The sequence below is a fragment of the Hyphomicrobium sp. genome (genome assembly GCF_036780825.1).
In the GTDB taxonomy this organism is placed as follows: Bacteria; Pseudomonadota; Alphaproteobacteria; order Rhizobiales; family Hyphomicrobiaceae; genus Hyphomicrobium_C.
The window spans coordinates 57,521-73,280 of sequence record NZ_DAIQCD010000011.1 but is presented as its reverse complement, the minus strand read 5'-3'; the positions used below and the strand labels follow the sequence as shown (position 1 = coordinate 73,280).

Below are 15,760 nucleotides of genomic sequence, written 5' to 3'. Positions count from 1 at the left end.
AGCTTGGAGAACGGGCCTCAGCGCCAGTGGCGCGCGTAGGCTTGAGCAGGACGCGATGCGAGCTCATCCAGAATTGTATCGATCTGCACCTCGGTGTCGGCGAGAGAGCCGCCGGTATCCACAACGAAGTCGGCCTGAAGACGCTTTTCCACGTCCGGCATCTGCCGTTCGATCAGAGCATCGAAGCGCGCGTCCGTCATGCCGGGCCGTGCGAGCACGCGGGCTCGCTGATGCTCCGCCGGTGCCGAGACGACGATAACGACATCGACGTGGACATGCCGGCCAACCTCGAGCAGCAGCGGAATCTCAAGCACGGCGAGGCGATCGCCCCGGCGAAACGCGTCTTGCAGGAAACGCCGCTCGGCGTCGGCCACGAACGGATGCACAATCGCCTCGAGCGCGCGGAATCGCTCCGCATCGCCCGCGAGCGCCGCAGCGAGCTTGGCGCGGTCCACCGCACCGTTCACGACCGTGCCAGGAAAGGCCGCTTCGACAAGGGGCGCAGCCGCGCCGCCGTAAAGACGGTGCACCTCGGCATCGGCATCGAAGACATCGATGCCGCGCGCTTTCAACATGCCCGCCACGGTGGACTTTCCCATACCGATGGAACCGGTGAGCCCGACGATCAGCATCAAGCCGCCTCGATGTCGGCGGCGATCAGGTCATAAAGCTCGACTGTAACCTCGGGGCGGACGCCGAACCATTTCTCGAACCCGGGCACGGCCTGATGCAGCAGCATGCCGAGGCCATCGACCGTGCGCAGACCATGGCGGCGGGCGGCGCGGATCAGGCCCGTCTCGAGCGGCACATAGACGATATCGGAGACGATGCAATCAGGGTGGAAGTCCATGAAATCCATGTCGAGCGCGCCTTCGCCCTTGAGACCGACGGAGGTGGTGTTGACGAGCACGGCCGCTTCCGTGGAGGCGCGCGAACGCTGATCCCAGGGGAATACGGTCACGCGCGGTCCGAAATCGCGGGCGAGCGCTTCCGCCCGTGATGCCGACCGGTTGAAAAGGCGAATTTCGGCAACGCCGGCTTCGAGAAATCCATAGACGATCGCGCGCGCTGCGCCACCCGCTCCAAGGATCGAGACGGGAGCGTCGCGGCGGCTCCAATCCTCGGCGCTATGCGAAAGATAGGCCATGAAACCGTAGGTGTCGGTGTTGGCTGCCGAGAGCCGACCTTCGGCATCGAGCCAGAGTGTGTTGGCGGCGCCGACAGCCGTCGCGGAGGCCTCGCGCACGTCGGCGAGCCGGAAGGCTGCTTCCTTATGGGGGATGGTGACGTTGCAGCCCGCAAAGCCCTCTGCCGAAAGCGATCTCAGGACACGTTCGATCTCGGCCGGCGGCACGGCGCGCTTCGTATAGCTGCCCTCTATTTCATAGCGCTTCAGCCAGTATCCATGGATGGCCGGCGAACGCGAATGCTCGATCGGCCAGCCGATCACGCAGGCTCGTCTCATGTGAGCAGCACCTCCCTTCGCCTCAGTTCCGCAAGGAGCGGCAGCAGCGGCATCCCGAGAATTGTCGTATGATCGCCGTCGATCGTTTCGAAGAGCTGGATCGCCGGTCCCTCGACCTGGTAGGCGCCGACCGAGGTCATCACAACATCCCCAGCGCGGGCGAGATAAGCTTCGAGCGCCGTCTCGCTGAATGCACGAAACCTCAGGTGCGCCGTGGCCGTGTGCCGCCACAGCACCGTTCCGCCCCGGGCGAGCGCGACAGCTGAATGCAGGGCATGGGCTTTTCCGCGCAATGCCAGAAGCTGCGCACGCGCCTCCGCAATGGACGCCGGCTTATTGAGCATCCGGCCTTCGAACGACAGAACCTGATCGGCGCCGATAACGACAGCTCGGGGCGCATTCCGGCTCACCGCCTGGGCTTTTTCGGCGGCAAGCGCCCCGGCGATGGATTCATGTGAAACATCGGGATCCGCTGCCAGCATCCGGTCGCGGATCGCGTGTTCGTCGATATCCGCAGGCCGGATCTCCACGTCCACACCTGCCGCGGCCAGCATGGCGCGCCGGACCGCACTGCCGGACGCGAGGATCAGGCGAGCCTCATCCGCCATTGCCTTGATCCGTCGTCAGGCCGTCGGCCTCTTCATCCTCCTTGTCGGCGTCCCGATCCTGCATCAGGCGGATGATTGCCGCAGCCGTCTCCTCGACCGACCGGCGCGTGACGTCGATGATCGGCCAGCCGTACGTGGCGCAGAGCTTCCTCGTGTAGGCGATCTCGGTCGCGATCTGGCTGCGGTCGACGTAATCGTCGAGATCGCGATCGCCGAGCAGCAGAGCACGGTTGCGGCGCACTTCGGCGATGCGGTCTGGGCTCGCGATCAGGCACACGACAAACGCCGAGTGCGGGCCCGTGATCTCCACCGGAAACGGCAGTGACGGCACGATTGGTACGTTGGCCGTCTTGTAGCCGCGCTGGGCGAGGTAAATGCTCGTCGGCGTCTTCGACGTGCGTGAGATGCCGAGCAGGATGATGTCGGCCTGGTTGAGGTCGTCCGGAAGCCGGCCATCGTCATGCGCCATCGTGAAATTCAGCGCATCGATGCGGCGAAAGTAGTCCGCGTCCAAGACATGCTGGCCGGCGACCGTCGGCGTCTGGGGGGCGCCGAGGTAGGATTCGAACACCTGCATGATGGGCTGCAGAACCGCGAGGCTCGGAATTTTCAGCTCATTGCAGCGCAGCTCGAGTTCGGCGATCAGATCCAGGTTGACGATTGTATAGAGAACGATGCCTGGGGCCTGCTCGATCTCCTGCAGCACCCGCTTCAACTGACGCGGTGTGCGTACCAGGGGATGGACGTGCTCGATGGGCCGGAACTGCGCGTACTGGACCGCCGCCGCCTTGGCGATGGTGGTCAGCGTCTCGCCGGTGGAATCCGACACGAGGTGAAGATGAAAGTAGCTCGGCTGGCTGTTGGCCATCTGTGGATCGGGAGCCTGGTTATGCCGGGATGGAGACGCTCACCCGGCAAGCGGTGGGCAAGATGTACCGGTTATCCACCGAGATACCCCGAATATCACCGATGTGAACCATTTTTCTTATGAAACCCGTATCCCCGTGGATGCCGCGGTCATCGACAGGCTGTTGGAGCCAATCCACATGCTGTCCCCAGGGCCGGTCCGGCGGGTGCGTCGACCAAGTGGTTGACTCTCCTCGGCTCCGGCGGGCCTAGTGGCTTCGCCTTCTGAAGAGCCGCAAGGGTTTGCGAGAGGCTTGCCCAGAGCTCAGGATGCTTTGGAAAGACGCGGGACAAGGCCGTCATGCCCGTTACCCACGTGCCTAAAAACAATAACAACAACGAAGTGACTCTTAATTTTTGATTGAAGGAAAGACGATGGGTGAACGTGGACAGGACGTGGCCGCCAGCCAGAAAAGGTTCCTCGCGCCGTTCCATGGCGAGGCGCTCGACGTGCCGCCGATCTGGCTCATGCGCCAGGCCGGGCGCTACCTTCCGGAATACCGGGCGACGCGCGCTGAAGCGGGAGATTTCCTGACGCTGTGCTACACGCCGAAGCTCGCGGCGGAGGTCACGCTGCAGCCTATCCGGCGCTATGGCTTCGATGCCGCGATCCTGTTCTCGGATATTCTTGTCGTACCGGACGCACTTGGACAGGGCGTGCGGTTTGTGGAAGGCGAGGGGCCGCGGCTTGATCCGATCCGATCCGCTGAGGGGCTAGCGCAGCTTGACGCCGGAGCGGCGGTTGCAAAGTTCGACATCGTGGCCGAGACGGTGGCGCGGCTGAAGCAGGATCTTCCTCGCGAGACGGCGCTCATCGGGTTTTGCGGCGCGCCCTGGACGGTTGCCACCTACATGGTGCAGGGCCAGGGCTCCGCGGACCAGACGGAGGCCAGGCTTTGGGCCTACCGCGATCCGGAGGGATTTCAGGCTCTGATTGATCTTCTGGTTGCATCATCGATCGATTATCTCGACCGGCAGGTGCGGGCCGGTGCCGATTGCCTGCAAATTTTCGACAGCTGGGCAGGCTCGCTGCCGGATGACGAGTTCGACCGCTGGGTCGTGGGGCCGACGCGTGAGATTCGTGATGCCATCCGGGAGCTGCACCCGAGCATTCCGGTCATCGGTTTTCCACGCGGAGCAGGGCCGACGGCGGTCTGGTACGTTTCCGAGACGGGGGTTGACGGTATCGGCTGCGACACGGCGACGCCGCCGTTCATCATGAGTGAGGCGTTCGACGAGGAGGATGTGGTCGTTCAGGGCAACCTCGATCCATTGCTTCTGGTCGCAGGTGGAAGCCGGCTCGACGAGCGTGTGGATGAAATCCTCGATCTCATGCGCGGGAAAAGATTCATATTCAACCTGGGGCATGGAATCGTGCCACAAACCCCACCTGAGAACGTGGCGCAGCTGGTTGCGCGGGTTCGTGCAGGAGCTTGAGCTTTGCGATGGAGAGGATGGGCACGCGAAGAGCAGCGGCAGACCGGGCTTCCGGCTGCTTTGGCGGGAAGAGGGCAGGACTGAGAGATCTTTCTCTCGGTGTCCTGGAATTCTTCCCTCCCGTCCCCCGCGCTGTGGAAGGAAAGGCACCGGCGCGGGAGGGCTCGGCTCATGGCTGAGGCCCGCGCCGAAGGATCGCCGGCGAAGCGGGCGGCGATCGCGCTGGCGGTAACGGTGGCGTTGAGCCTCGCCGTCGCTGTGCTGGCGGGGCCTGCCGCCTATCTCTGGCTCAAGGCGGTGCACGTCATCGCGGTCATCTCATGGATGGCGGGCATGCTCTATCTGCCGCGACTTTTCATCTATCATTGCGAGGCGGCGCCGGGGTCCCAGATGAGCGAGACCTTCAAGGTGATGGAGCAGCGCCTACTCCGGATCATCATCAATCCGGCCATGATCATCACCTGGGTGCTGGGCCTGTGGCTCGCTTGGCAGGGCGGGTATTTCGCATCGGGCTGGCTGCATGCCAAACTGACCCTGGTGCTTGGGCTCTCCGGCGTGCACGGTTACTTTTCCATGGCCGCGCGCCGCTTCAGCGAGGATCGCAATACGGTGGAGGCCCGGCAGTGGCGGATCTGGAACGAAGTGCCCGCCGTGCTCATGGTCGGCATTGTCGTTCTCGTCATCGTGAAACCGTTTTAAGGGGATCGCGTTTCGTCGAAGACGCTGGAGACGCTTTCGCTGATTCGATTCCTTTGCTATAAAAGGCCGAGACCTATCGACCCCCGGTCTCTCCGACCGGGGTCTTGGCTGGCAGGCGCATCGCCGCTTCAGCCAAGCTGCTCTCAGCCACACACCCACATATCCCCCACCCGGCCCGGCATTTTCTCATCCCGCCTTGCTTGCCGTTGCCGCCATGGAGCGGTTCCATGACCGAAATGAAGCTCGAGGACCTTAAGCTAAAGTCCCCAACCGAGCTCCTAAGCTTTGCCGAGGAAAACGGTGTCGAAAACGCCAGCACCATGCGCAAGCAGGAGCTGATGTTCGCCACTCTCAAACAACTCGCCGCGAAAGACATCGAGATCACCGGAGTCGGTGTCGTCGAAGTCCTTCAGGACGGGTTCGGCTTCCTGCGCTCGCCTGATGCCAACTATCTGCCGGGGCCGGATGACATCTACATCTCGCCCTCCCAGATCCGCCGCTTTGCTTTGCGCACCGGCGATACTGTCGAAGGACAGATCCGAAGTCCCAAGGAAGGGGAGCGCTATTTCGCGCTGCTCAAGGTCAATCGGATCAATTTCGAGGACCCTGAGAAGGTCAAGCACAAGATCCACTTTGACAACTTGACGCCGCTTTATCCGACGTCGTGGCTCAAGATGGAGATCGAGGATCCGACCATCAAGGATCTCTCGGCGCGCGTCATCGATATCGTCGCCCCGCTCGGCAAAGGCCAGCGCGCGCTGATCGTGGCACCTCCGCGCACCGGTAAAACGGTGCTCTTGCAGAACATCGCCCACTCGATCACCTCCAACCATCCCGAGTGCTACCTCATTGTGCTGCTCATCGACGAGCGGCCGGAGGAAGTCACCGACATGCAGCGCTCCGTGAAGGGCGAGGTGATCTCGTCCACGTTCGACGAGCCGGCCTCGCGGCACGTGCAGGTCTCGGAAATGGTGATCGAGAAGGCGAAGCGCCTCGTCGAGCATAAGCGTGACGTGGTGATCCTGCTCGACAGCATCACGCGCCTCGGCCGCGCCTATAACACCGTCGTGCCCTCATCCGGCAAGGTGCTGACGGGTGGCGTCGACTCGAACGCTCTCCAGCGGCCGAAGCGGTTCTTCGGTGCGGCGCGCAACATCGAGGAAGGCGGCTCGCTGACGATCATCGCCACCGCGCTGGTCGATACCGGAAGCCGCATGGACGAGGTCATCTTCGAAGAGTTCAAGGGCACCGGTAACTCCGAGATCATCCTCGACCGCAAGGTTTCCGATAAGCGCGTCTTCCCGGCGATCGACGTGGCCCGCTCCGGCACGCGCAAGGAAGACCTCCTGGTGCCGAAGGATCAGCTCAAGAAGGTGTATGTGCTCCGGCGCATTCTCAACCCGATGGGCACGATGGACGCCATCGAGTTCCTCATCGACAAGCTGCGTTCGACCAAGACCAACGGCGAGTTCTTCCAATCGATGAACACCTGACGCCCGGTTGCGTCTGGCGTTTGCAGAACGAAAAAGGCCGCCCTTCGAGGCGGCCTTTCTTGTCGGTGGGATGTCACTTCGCGCTGGGCCACGTGGCGTTTTAGGTTGTGTCTACTCTGCCGCGTCGTGGATGGCGCGAGCCTTGGCAGCGGCGGTCAGCGGCTTAGGCTGCCCTTGGCCGGGCTTGTAGAGAATAGGGAACACGAGCTGCTCGACGTAGCCCTTGGGGAATTGGGGGACCTCGTCGATGCCCATATCGGCGGCTGTAATGGGGCGCGGCGGCTCGGGATGGAATGTGCCGAGCAGGCGATCCCACAGCGTTAGGAACAGGCCGAAGTTGCAGTCGCCCTCCTTGCCCCAATTGACATGGTGCAGGTGGTGGATCTGGCCGATCGACAGATGATTGCGGAAAGGCCCCAAGGCATAGGCCACGTTCGAGTGCTGGATGATGAGCTGCACGGAAATGGCAAAGCCCAGGAGGAGGGCAACTTCCACCGGCATGCCGGCGATGGCGAGCGGGGCCGTTCCGAGAACCATGTCGATGATCTGGTGCAGCGGATGGCGTACGAGACCGTTGAACCCGTACAGGCGCGACGCGCCATGATGCACCGCGTGCAGGCGCCAGAGGAACGCGAAGCGGTGGCTCAGGTAATGAAGATACATGAGCGCGAAATCGGCGAGTACGATGGCGAGGAGAAGCTGCGCCCAGATCGGCCAATCGCGCGGCCAAATGCCCGCGTTGAGGCCGCCGGAAAACAGCCAGCCCATGAGCGGAATGGTCAGAATGCCGTTGAGGTTCTGCAACTCATAGACGATTGCATGCACGACATTCGTATGCTCGTCCCCATGCGAGTGGTTCCACTCCTCATACCACGGAAGAACCCGCTCGGCGGCGAAAGCCGTGCCGATTGCGATCACGAGCAGCAATCCGATCCACGCATAGGAGTGGCCGTTCACGACGACATAATACGCGGCGCCGTTCAGTCCGAGGAACATGAACGGAAAATAGAAGTAGCGAACAATGTTGCGTATCAGGGCCGGCGTCATGAACACACCTCGTCTCGTCTTAAATCGTGGATGTTTCATACGCTTATATGCGCATGGTATGCTCGCTGTTAGTCTAGCTATGCTAAACGCCTTATTCACGCCGTTTTTTATTATCGCTCATGGCAGAAACCTTGATCCTAGAGCCGCTCCGATTTAAGCGGAAACGGGGGAACGGCTCTAAGTTTTTGTTTCTTCGTGCTTCTTGTCGGAAAAACGGTTCCTACTTTTCCGGAAGCACTCTAAGCAACCGATCGTTGGTCGAGCACAAGCTGTCTCAGGGCGCTTGAGGTGGCGACAGGAAGCGAGCACTGCGTGCCGACGCAAACGTAGGCGGCTGACTGTCCGTCCTCCGCCTTTTTGTTTCGCACCGCTGGTGGACCGGTCTCTCCCACCATATCCTTTACTCTGAGCTCGATGGCGCCCGGCATCGACAGATGTTTCAGCGCCTTGCTGAGAGCCTCGTCCCCCTCCGTCGTGCTTTCGATCAGGACGACGAGTTGTGGCGACAAGAGATCGAGGGCGGCGGCGAGCAAGCCCGTGTATGCACCGAGGCGCTGGGATATGTCCGCCGAGAATGCCTCGAGGATTGCTTCAGCCCGAGCAAGGTAACGCGTCTCGCCGGTGAGTGTTCCAAGTGCGACGAGATTGCTCACCATCATCGCATTGGCGCTGGGGGTCGCATCGTCCGATGCGGACTTCAGGCGCACGATGACGTCGTCCGTATCATCCGCGCTGGTGAAATAGCCGCCCGTCGTGGCCGACCAGTAGTGCCTGTCGAGGACGTCGAGCCAGCGGATCGCCTGGGCGAGATCGCCGCTTTCCCCGGTGGCCTGGTGAAGGCGCAGCGCCGCCCAGATCATGTTGGCGTAATCGCCGGCGGTGGCGGGAGAGCGTCCGCTACCATTGCGGACGGAGTGAAGGAGGCGGCCCGATACCGTCATCTTTTCGGTGACGAAGGTGAAGGCTCTGCGCGCCATCGTCACCCAGTGAGACCGATCGAACACCACACCTGCACGGGCAAGCGCACCTATTGCAAGACCGTTCCAATCCGCCAGAACCTTGTCATCCCATCCGGGGCGGATCCGCCGGGCGCGGGCCTCGAGCAGCTTGGCGCGGAGCCCCGCGAGCCCTGTGTCCTCCTCCGGGGCGGCGAGGCCGTCGGTATGCAGGCGGTTCAGGATCGAGCGGCCCTCGAAGTTCCCCTCCGGCGTGACGCCGTAAGCCTCCTTGAACATCGCCGCATCGGTGGCGCCAAGGACCTCGTCGATTTCTTCGGCGGTCCAGAGATAGAACTTTCCCTCCTCGCCCTCGGAATCGGCATCGAGAGCGGATGCGAAGCCGCCGCCCGCGGCCGTCATCTCCCGCTCCATCCAGTCGACCGTCTCGGCGATCCGCTGGGCGAGAAGCGGGCTCTGGGTCTCGCGCCAGACCTCTGTCATGAGGTCGATCAGAAGCGCGTTGTCGTAGAGCATCTTCTCGAAGTGAGGGACGAGCCACAGCTCATCTACCGAGTAGCGGGCGAAGCCTCCACCGAGGTGATCGTAGATGCCGCCCATGGTCACCCGCTCGAGCGTCTTCACCACCGCCGCCTTCGCAGCGTCATTCCGATAGCGAATGGCGCCGCGCCAGAGCAGCCAGAAGAAGCTCCACTGCGGAAATTTCGGTGCGCCAGTGATACCGCCGTGCACGGGATCGACGGCCCGGGCGAGGCGCGTCGTCACCTCGCGCAAGATCTGGTCGGTCAGGCGCGGGCCACCGGCGCCCTCGGGTTCCTGGGCGAGAGATGCCATCAGCGCCTTGGCGTTGCCGGCGACCTTGTCGGGCTCGTGCCTATAGATATTTGAAATGCGCTCCAGCACCTCGACGAACGATGGGCGGCCATAGGCGGCGGTTTTTGGAAAATAGGTGCCGCCCCAAAAGGGGTGCGCGTCGCTGTCAAGGAACATGGTGAGCGGCCATCCACCTTGCTGACCGAGCCGATGGAGCGCGCCCATGTAGATGGCGTCGATATCGGGTCGCTCCTCGCGGTCCACCTTGATGTTTACGAAGCGATCGTTCATCACCCGTGCCGTCACCTCGTCCTCGAAACTCTCGTGCGCCATGACATGGCACCAGTGGCAGGCGGAATAGCCGATGGACAAAAGGATCGGCTTGCCGGTCCGTTTCGCTTCGGCGAGCGCTTCCGGACCCCAGGACCACCAGTGCACCGGGTTGGTCCGATGCTGGAGCAGATAGGGGCTTGTCTCGTCGCCAAGGCGGTTGTGGCTCATGCTACTGTCCTGCTGATATTTCCATCGCGTGCGTGTCTTTGATAACCCGCAACGCGTCCGAAGGTGTTCCCGATTAAAGGCGCGTCATGCCGCACGATCACAAGTCTACGATATTCGCGCTTGCGAGCGCGCCCGGGCGTGCCGGCATTGCCGTCGTGCGGATTTCGGGAGAAGGCGCAGGGCGCGCGATTGAGTTTATGGCCGCACCCCGTCCGAAGCCGCGCCGTGCCGAGGGCCGTTTCATCCGCCACCCAGAAAGCGGAGAGAAGCTCGATTATGGCATCGTGCTGTGGTTCCCCGCGCCGAAGAGCTTCACCGGCGAGGACGTGGCGGAGCTTCACCTTCATGGCGGGCGTGCGGTGGTGCATGCGGTGATCTCGGCGCTCTCTCTCTTGCCAGGGCTGCGCATGGCGGAGCCTGGCGAGTTCGCGCGGCGCGCCTTCGAGGCGGGAAAGATCGATCTGGCGGAGGTCGAGGGGCTGGCGGATCTTATCGATGCCGAGACGGAAGCCCAGCGGCGGCAGGCGCTGGCGCAGGCCTCGGGCACGCTCTCCGATCTCTATGATGGTTGGCGCGAGCAGTTGATCGAGGCCCTTGGCCTGATCGAAGCCGGAATAGATTTTGCGGACGAAGGCGACATTGGAGCGAAGACGTTCGCCGATGCGACCGCCATCGTGAAGGTGCTGGCGCAGGCGGTGAACCATCATCTCGCAGACGGTCATCGGGGCGAGATCCTGCGTGAAGGATTTCGCGTGGCGCTGACCGGACCTCCAAACGCGGGCAAGTCGAGCCTGCTCAACGCGCTCGCACGGCGGAACGTGGCCATCGTCTCCGAGGAGGCCGGGACGACGCGCGACGTGATCGAGGTGCGCCTCGATCTTGGCGGGCTGCCGGTGATCGTTTCCGATACGGCGGGTTTCCGCGAAACCGAAGGCGTGATCGAGCGCGAAGGAATGCGGCGCAGCCAGGCCGTCGCGGAAGCGGCGGATCTCGTCCTCTGGCTCACCGACGCGAATGCACCGCAGACCATGCTGCCGGCGGCGCTCACCGCGGTGGCGGATCGGACGCTGCTCGTGCTCAATAAGATCGATCTTCTGTCGAACGGCAACGGGGCGCCCACGCTGCCGGATGACATGGTTCCGCTTTCTGTGAAAACCGGAGCGGGTCTCGATGACCTCATCAAGCGGCTGACGGTGATCGCTGGCGAGCGGATCGGTCACCCGGGAGAGACGGTGCTCACGCAGGTCCGTCACCGGCGGCTGGTGGAGGCCTGCCGCGACGGTCTCGAGACCTTTCTCAAGAGCTCACAGCGCGATGTGGAGCTCAGGGCGGAAGACCTCCGGCTCGCGGCCGATGCGCTCGGGCGCATTACGGGGCGTGTGGATGTGGAGGATGTGCTCGATCACATCTTCGGCCGCTTTTGCATCGGGAAGTGACTGGGCCGGAAATTTCCACCATCCGATGTTTCACGTGAATCCTTTTTCCAAAAGGTGGCATCACGTGTTTCACGTGAATCCATTCCCTTACACTATTCGGATTTGAAGGATGCAATTCTGAGTAACCGTGCCGCTGTTTAGAGCTGAGCTGGTTTAAGGGGAAGTTTGAAAGCGGTTTGGGGTTGCGTTCGGTCGCGCGTGTTGGCCGGCACCGGGCACTGCATGGTTCCGCCATGACGTGCTCCCATGTTTCGGCGGCATTCTCAGATGCATGCGGTATCTTGGCTGCCGCTGGGGTTGTTGGATCCCTTTGAGTGATGCAGGTTCGGCGCGCAGGGGGTGCGAAAACGGCATGTGCTGTTTCACGTGAATCCTTTCTCATGCGACAGGGCGGCGTGATGTAGCGATGTTGGGCGATGTTTCACGTGAATCACGGCAGGGGGTTCCGCGCTCGACTTGGGATGCAGCAGAGGCGTGCACTGCCGTCGATCTTCATTTGAAGAAACGAGGTGCGGTGATCGCGGCGCTAAGGCTTTTGCCTTTTTGGAATTGAATGCGCGAGTTCCTTCCGAGCCGTGCGATGTGATTTTTCTCGATGTCTAGTCGCACTCTCGCGGCTAAAATATATTACCTTCTGGTGCCGCTTTTGTGCGGAGATCCAGGCGGGTCTTTTGGTTTTTGCTCGTGCATTTCTGCTCGTTGCGATCTTTGGCTTGGCCCGAGAGAAACCGGAAACGGCATCAGACGTTTCACGTGAATCCATGATCGCGGCGCCGCGGGCGCAGAAGCGGACGAACGATGACCGAGAGGCGTTGGAGTGCTCGGCCGCGCTTTGACCGGACGGCGGCGGTCCTGTATTTCTCCGATCAAAATCAGCTTGGGTGAGCGGCGGATGGCCGGGCAGATCTTCGATGTGATCGTCGTGGGCGGCGGACATGCGGGTGTGGAAGCAGCCGCGGCTGCGGCGCGTATGGGTGCGTCCACGGCGCTCGTGACGCACCGGTTCGAGACCATCGGTGAAATGTCCTGCAATCCTGCGATCGGCGGTCTCGGCAAGGGTCACCTCGTGCGCGAGATCGATGCGCTCGACGGCCTTATGGGCCGCGTCGCAGATGCTGCCGGCATCCAGTTTCGCCTGCTCAACCGATCGCGTGGACCGGCGGTCCAGGGCCCGCGCGCGCAGGCGGATCGAAAGCTTTATCGCGAGGCAATGCAGCAGGCGGTGCGCGACACGGCCGGTCTTACGGTGATCGAAGGATCGGTTGAGGATCTCGTCGTCGAAGACGGCGTGGTCGGAGGCGTGATCACGCAAAGTGGCGCGATGATTCGGGCCGGGGCCGTGGTGTTGACCACCGGTACTTTCCTCAATGGTCTCATACATATAGGCGAGCAGACTCATCCGGCAGGTCGCGTTGGGGACGCACCAGTTCTCAAGCTGTCGGAGCGGCTCTATGGGCTCGGCCTCAGGATGGGCCGCTTGAAGACGGGAACGCCGGCACGGCTCGCGCGCAGCTCCATCGATTGGGATCGCCTTCCGCAGCAGGAAGCGGATGCGGAGCCGGTGCCGTTTTCGTTCCTCACCGAAAAGATTACGAACCCGCAGGTTTCGTGCGCGATCACGGCGACCAATGCGGCAACGCATGAGATCATTCGCGCAAACATCCGCCGCGCGCCCATGTATTCAGGCCAGATCGCCTCGCGCGGCCCGCGCTATTGCCCGGCCATCGAAGATAAAGTGATGCGCTTCACGGACCGGGAGGCGCATCAGGTGTTTCTCGAGCCCGAAGGGCTGAGCGACGATACGGTTTATCCAAACGGTGTATCGAGCTCTCTTCCGGCTGATATTCAGGAGTATTTTCTCAAGACGATTCAAGGGCTTGAGAATGTTATCTTAAAGCGTCCTGGCTACGCGGTGGAATACGATTACGTGGATCCGCGCGAGCTTCTGCCAACCCTCGAGACAAAGCGGCTCAAGCGTCTGTTTCTTGCGGGCCAGATCAACGGGACGACGGGATACGAAGAAGCCGGCGCGCAAGGCCTGGCCGCCGGGGTTAATGCTGCGTTGGCAGCCTCGGGGGGGCAGGAGTCGTTCATTGTTTCCCGCGCGGACGCTTATCTGGGCGTGATGATCGACGATCTGGTGACGCGCGGCGTGACGGAACCCTATCGAATGTTCACGTCCCGCGCCGAATTCCGGCTCCGACTCCGCGCCGATAACGCGGATCAGCGCTTAACGCCGATCGGCGAGAAATTTGGCTGTGTGGGCACGATTCGTTCTTTTGCGTATTCTAATAAAAACAACGCGTTATCTAAACTTGCTAATGTACTTTCTCAGAAAACGCTCACACCGAAAGAAGCAGAACGAAACGGAATCGAACTTAACAAGGATGGGCGGCGGCGAACTGCATTCGAAATTCTGTCATATACAAGCGTAACGTTCGGGCATTTGGCTCAGATTTGGCCTGAACTCAAATCTTTTGACGACGCGATCGCAGCGCAAGTAGAAAATGACGCTCGGTACGATGCCTACGTCAAGCGGCAGGAGATCGACGTCGCGGCGCTGCGCCGGGATGAAGGCGCTGAAATTCCGCTAACTTTCGATTATTCAAGCCTTCCGGGACTTAAATCGGAGCTGCGCCAGAAATTGGAGCAGCACCGGCCTGTGTCGGTGGCTCAGGCGGGCCGCATCGAGGGCATGACGCCCGCGGCCTTAATGCTCCTCCTCTCGGCAGTTAAAAAACCGGCGCGAAAGCGAGCGTCGTGACAGCCCTTTCCCGCCCAATCGATACCCCTGAGGCTTTTCAGGACGCCTTTGCCGTTTCACGTGAAACTCTCGAGCGGCTGAGGACTTACGAGGCGCTGCTCAAAAAGTGGCAAAAGGTCATCAATCTGGTTTCGCCGGGCACATTGGACCAGATATGGCATCGGCACTTTGCGGATTCGGCTCAGCTCCTGGGGCTGGGTCTCGCGCCGCTCGAAGCTTTACTTCCGGGTACTAGAGAGAAAGCTGGCTCGAATGCGGGGCTAGGGTGTTCGCAGAATCCGGCTGGAGCCAATCTTTCCGGCGCCGCCGGGCCGAGCGGGGCGCAACAGAGCCAGGCGCAAGAGATTGGACCGGGAAAGATCTGGCTCGACCTCGGTTCCGGCGGCGGCTTTCCCGGTCTCGTGCTGGCGATCATGCTGGCCGAGCGCGACCCGGGCGCGCGTATGACCCTCGTCGAAAGCGATTCGCGGAAAGCGGCGTTTCTTGCGGAGGTGGCCCGAAAGACCGGGGTTGTTGTGGAGATTCGGGCCGAGCGGAGCGAAAGGGCCGCGACTCAGGCTAACTCTCTGATAAGAGATGTGATCACGGCGCGCGCCCTGGCGCCGCTGCCTAAGCTTCTGGGGCTCGCTTTGCCGTTTTTTTCTCCCCGCACCGTGGCCCTGTTTCCAAAGGGCCGTGAAGCGGAGGTAGAAGTAGAGGAGGCGAAGAAGCGATTCGATTTCACTTGTGCGCTGGCGCCAAGCTTGACCGAAGCTAGCGCGCGTGTCGTGATCGTTCGGAATTTGGCCGCGAGGCCGGAGGGTTAGCCCAGTGACAGGCCCAGGATCCAAGCTCAGGACTCTGGCGATCGCCAACCAGAAGGGCGGCGTCGGCAAAACGACGACGGCGATCAATCTCGGCACCGCGCTGGCCGCGATCGGCGAGCGCGTGCTTGTCATCGACCTCGATCCGCAAGGCAACGCCTCGACGGGGTTGGGCGTGCCGCCCGAGGCTCGGGACCGAACGATGTACGACGCTCTGGTGGGGGCCGTGAGCCTCGCAGAAGCGGCCGTGCAGACGGCCATCCCGGGCTTATGCGTCGTGCCGGCGAATTCCGACCTCGTGGGACTCGAGGCCGATCTTTCGGGCGATGCGAGCCGGGCCTACAAGCTCCGGGATGCGGTTGCGGTGTTGGCCGCGCAAGCGGAGACGAGACCCGCCGACCAAAGCTTCCGCTATGTGCTGATCGACTGCCCGCCGTCGCTCAACATCCTGACGCTCAACGCGCTTGCCGCGGCGGACGCCGTGCTGGTGCCGGTGCAATGCGAGTTTTTCGCGCTCGAAGGTATCTCGCAGCTCAAGGACACCATCGAGCAGATCCGCGCCACGCTCAATCCAAGTCTCGAGATCCAGGGCGTCGTGCTCACCATGCATGATGCGCGCACGACGCTTTCCCGCGAGGTCGCGCAGGAGGTGCGCGGCTTCTTCGGCTCGAAGGTCTACGAATCGGTCATTCCGCGGAACACGCGCGTGGCCGAGGCGCCGTCCCATGGGAAGCCGATTCTGCTTTACGATTACGATTGCGCGGGCAGCCAGGCCTACATCCGGTTGGCCACGGAAATCATCGAGCGAGAGCGTCAAACGAAGGCTGCGTAA

Annotated in this window: 13 protein-coding genes; 7 read left to right on the top strand and 6 right to left on the bottom strand. The window is 62.2% G+C overall.

Annotated elements, in window-relative coordinates; translation table 11 throughout:
- Positions 1–17: 17 nt before the first annotated feature.
- From coaE to V7P99_RS07125, 4 genes are read right to left on the bottom strand one after another with little or no spacing between them, the layout of a single operon-like run.
- The gene (gene coaE, locus V7P99_RS07140) at positions 18–632 is read right to left on the bottom strand and encodes a dephospho-CoA kinase (protein ID WP_333794108.1); all 615 of its coding nucleotides are present in this window, start codon (positions 630–632) and stop codon (positions 18–20) included.
- Positions 632–1,465, bottom strand: coding sequence for a shikimate dehydrogenase (locus V7P99_RS07135; protein ID WP_333794107.1), 834 nt, complete (start codon positions 1,463–1,465; stop codon positions 632–634). The genes coaE and V7P99_RS07135 overlap by 1 nt, the downstream gene beginning before the upstream one ends.
- Positions 1,462–2,073, bottom strand: coding sequence for a Maf family protein (locus V7P99_RS07130; RefSeq protein WP_333794106.1), 612 nt, complete (start codon positions 2,071–2,073; stop codon positions 1,462–1,464). Before V7P99_RS07130 ends, V7P99_RS07135 begins: the two co-directional genes overlap by 4 nt.
- The gene (locus V7P99_RS07125; protein WP_333794105.1) at positions 2,063–2,941 is read right to left on the bottom strand and encodes a pyruvate, water dikinase regulatory protein; all 879 of its coding nucleotides are present in this window, start codon (positions 2,939–2,941) and stop codon (positions 2,063–2,065) included. Before V7P99_RS07125 ends, V7P99_RS07130 begins: the two co-directional genes overlap by 11 nt.
- A gap of 413 nt (positions 2,942–3,354) precedes the next feature.
- Here V7P99_RS07125 and hemE point away from each other — a divergent pair, with 413 nt between their 5' ends.
- From hemE to rho, 3 genes are all read left to right on the top strand, one after another.
- Positions 3,355–4,416 (top strand): uroporphyrinogen decarboxylase, encoded by a 1,062-nt coding sequence (gene hemE, locus V7P99_RS07120; RefSeq protein ID WP_333794104.1) that lies wholly within the window; start codon positions 3,355–3,357, stop codon positions 4,414–4,416.
- A 171-nt stretch (positions 4,417–4,587) separates the two neighbouring features.
- Positions 4,588–5,115 (top strand): protoporphyrinogen oxidase HemJ, encoded by a 528-nt coding sequence (gene hemJ, locus V7P99_RS07115; RefSeq protein ID WP_333794103.1) that lies wholly within the window; start codon positions 4,588–4,590, stop codon positions 5,113–5,115.
- Positions 5,116–5,342: 227 nt separating this feature from the next.
- Positions 5,343–6,608, top strand: coding sequence for a transcription termination factor Rho (rho, locus tag V7P99_RS07110; protein WP_333794102.1), 1,266 nt, complete (start codon positions 5,343–5,345; stop codon positions 6,606–6,608).
- Positions 6,609–6,719: 111 nt separating this feature from the next.
- Here the strand turns inward: rho and V7P99_RS07105 are convergent, their stop codons facing one another.
- Entirely contained in the window at positions 6,720–7,655 is a 936-nt protein-coding gene (locus V7P99_RS07105; protein WP_333794101.1) for a sterol desaturase family protein, read from the bottom strand.
- A gap of 239 nt (positions 7,656–7,894) precedes the next feature.
- Entirely contained in the window at positions 7,895–9,925 is a 2,031-nt protein-coding gene (locus tag V7P99_RS07100) for a thioredoxin domain-containing protein (protein WP_333794100.1), read from the bottom strand.
- An 86-nt stretch (positions 9,926–10,011) separates the two neighbouring features.
- Here V7P99_RS07100 and mnmE point away from each other — a divergent pair, with 86 nt between their 5' ends.
- The 4 genes from mnmE (at position 10,012) to V7P99_RS07080 (ending at position 15,760) form a co-directional block, all read left to right on the top strand.
- Complete coding sequence (gene mnmE, locus V7P99_RS07095) at positions 10,012–11,361, top strand: tRNA uridine-5-carboxymethylaminomethyl(34) synthesis GTPase MnmE (protein WP_333794099.1); 1,350 nt, start codon at positions 10,012–10,014, stop codon at positions 11,359–11,361.
- An 892-nt stretch (positions 11,362–12,253) separates the two neighbouring features.
- On the top strand, positions 12,254–14,125 hold the full coding sequence (gene mnmG / locus V7P99_RS07090; protein WP_333794098.1) for a tRNA uridine-5-carboxymethylaminomethyl(34) synthesis enzyme MnmG: 1,872 nt from the start codon (positions 12,254–12,256) through the stop codon (positions 14,123–14,125).
- A complete protein-coding gene (locus V7P99_RS07085) occupies positions 14,122–14,931 on the top strand; it encodes a 16S rRNA (guanine(527)-N(7))-methyltransferase RsmG (RefSeq protein ID WP_333794097.1) in 810 nt (269 codons plus the stop codon). Before mnmG ends, V7P99_RS07085 begins: the two co-directional genes overlap by 4 nt.
- A 4-nt stretch (positions 14,932–14,935) precedes the next feature.
- Entirely contained in the window at positions 14,936–15,760 is an 825-nt protein-coding gene (locus V7P99_RS07080; RefSeq protein WP_333794096.1) for a ParA family protein, read from the top strand.

Excerpts from the sequence above, each read along its gene's own strand:
- coaE (WP_333794108.1), bottom strand. The coding sequence starts at position 632 with ATGCTGATCGTCGGGCTCACCGGTTCCATCGGTATGGGAAAGTCCACC.
- V7P99_RS07135 (WP_333794107.1), bottom strand. The coding sequence starts at position 1,465 with ATGAGACGAGCCTGCGTGATCGGCTGGCCGATCGAGCATTCGCGTTCG.
- V7P99_RS07130 (WP_333794106.1), bottom strand. The coding sequence starts at position 2,073 with ATGGCGGATGAGGCTCGCCTGATCCTCGCGTCCGGCAGTGCGGTCCGG.
- V7P99_RS07125 (WP_333794105.1), bottom strand. The coding sequence starts at position 2,941 with ATGGCCAACAGCCAGCCGAGCTACTTTCATCTTCACCTCGTGTCGGAT.
- hemE (WP_333794104.1), top strand. The coding sequence starts at position 3,355 with ATGGGTGAACGTGGACAGGACGTGGCCGCCAGCCAGAAAAGGTTCCTC.
- hemJ (WP_333794103.1), top strand. The coding sequence starts at position 4,588 with ATGGCTGAGGCCCGCGCCGAAGGATCGCCGGCGAAGCGGGCGGCGATC.
- rho (WP_333794102.1), top strand. The coding sequence starts at position 5,343 with ATGACCGAAATGAAGCTCGAGGACCTTAAGCTAAAGTCCCCAACCGAG.
- V7P99_RS07105 (WP_333794101.1), bottom strand. The coding sequence starts at position 7,655 with ATGACGCCGGCCCTGATACGCAACATTGTTCGCTACTTCTATTTTCCG.
- V7P99_RS07100 (WP_333794100.1), bottom strand. The coding sequence starts at position 9,925 with ATGAGCCACAACCGCCTTGGCGACGAGACAAGCCCCTATCTGCTCCAG.
- mnmE (WP_333794099.1), top strand. The coding sequence starts at position 10,012 with ATGCCGCACGATCACAAGTCTACGATATTCGCGCTTGCGAGCGCGCCC.
- mnmG (WP_333794098.1), top strand. The coding sequence starts at position 12,254 with ATGGCCGGGCAGATCTTCGATGTGATCGTCGTGGGCGGCGGACATGCG.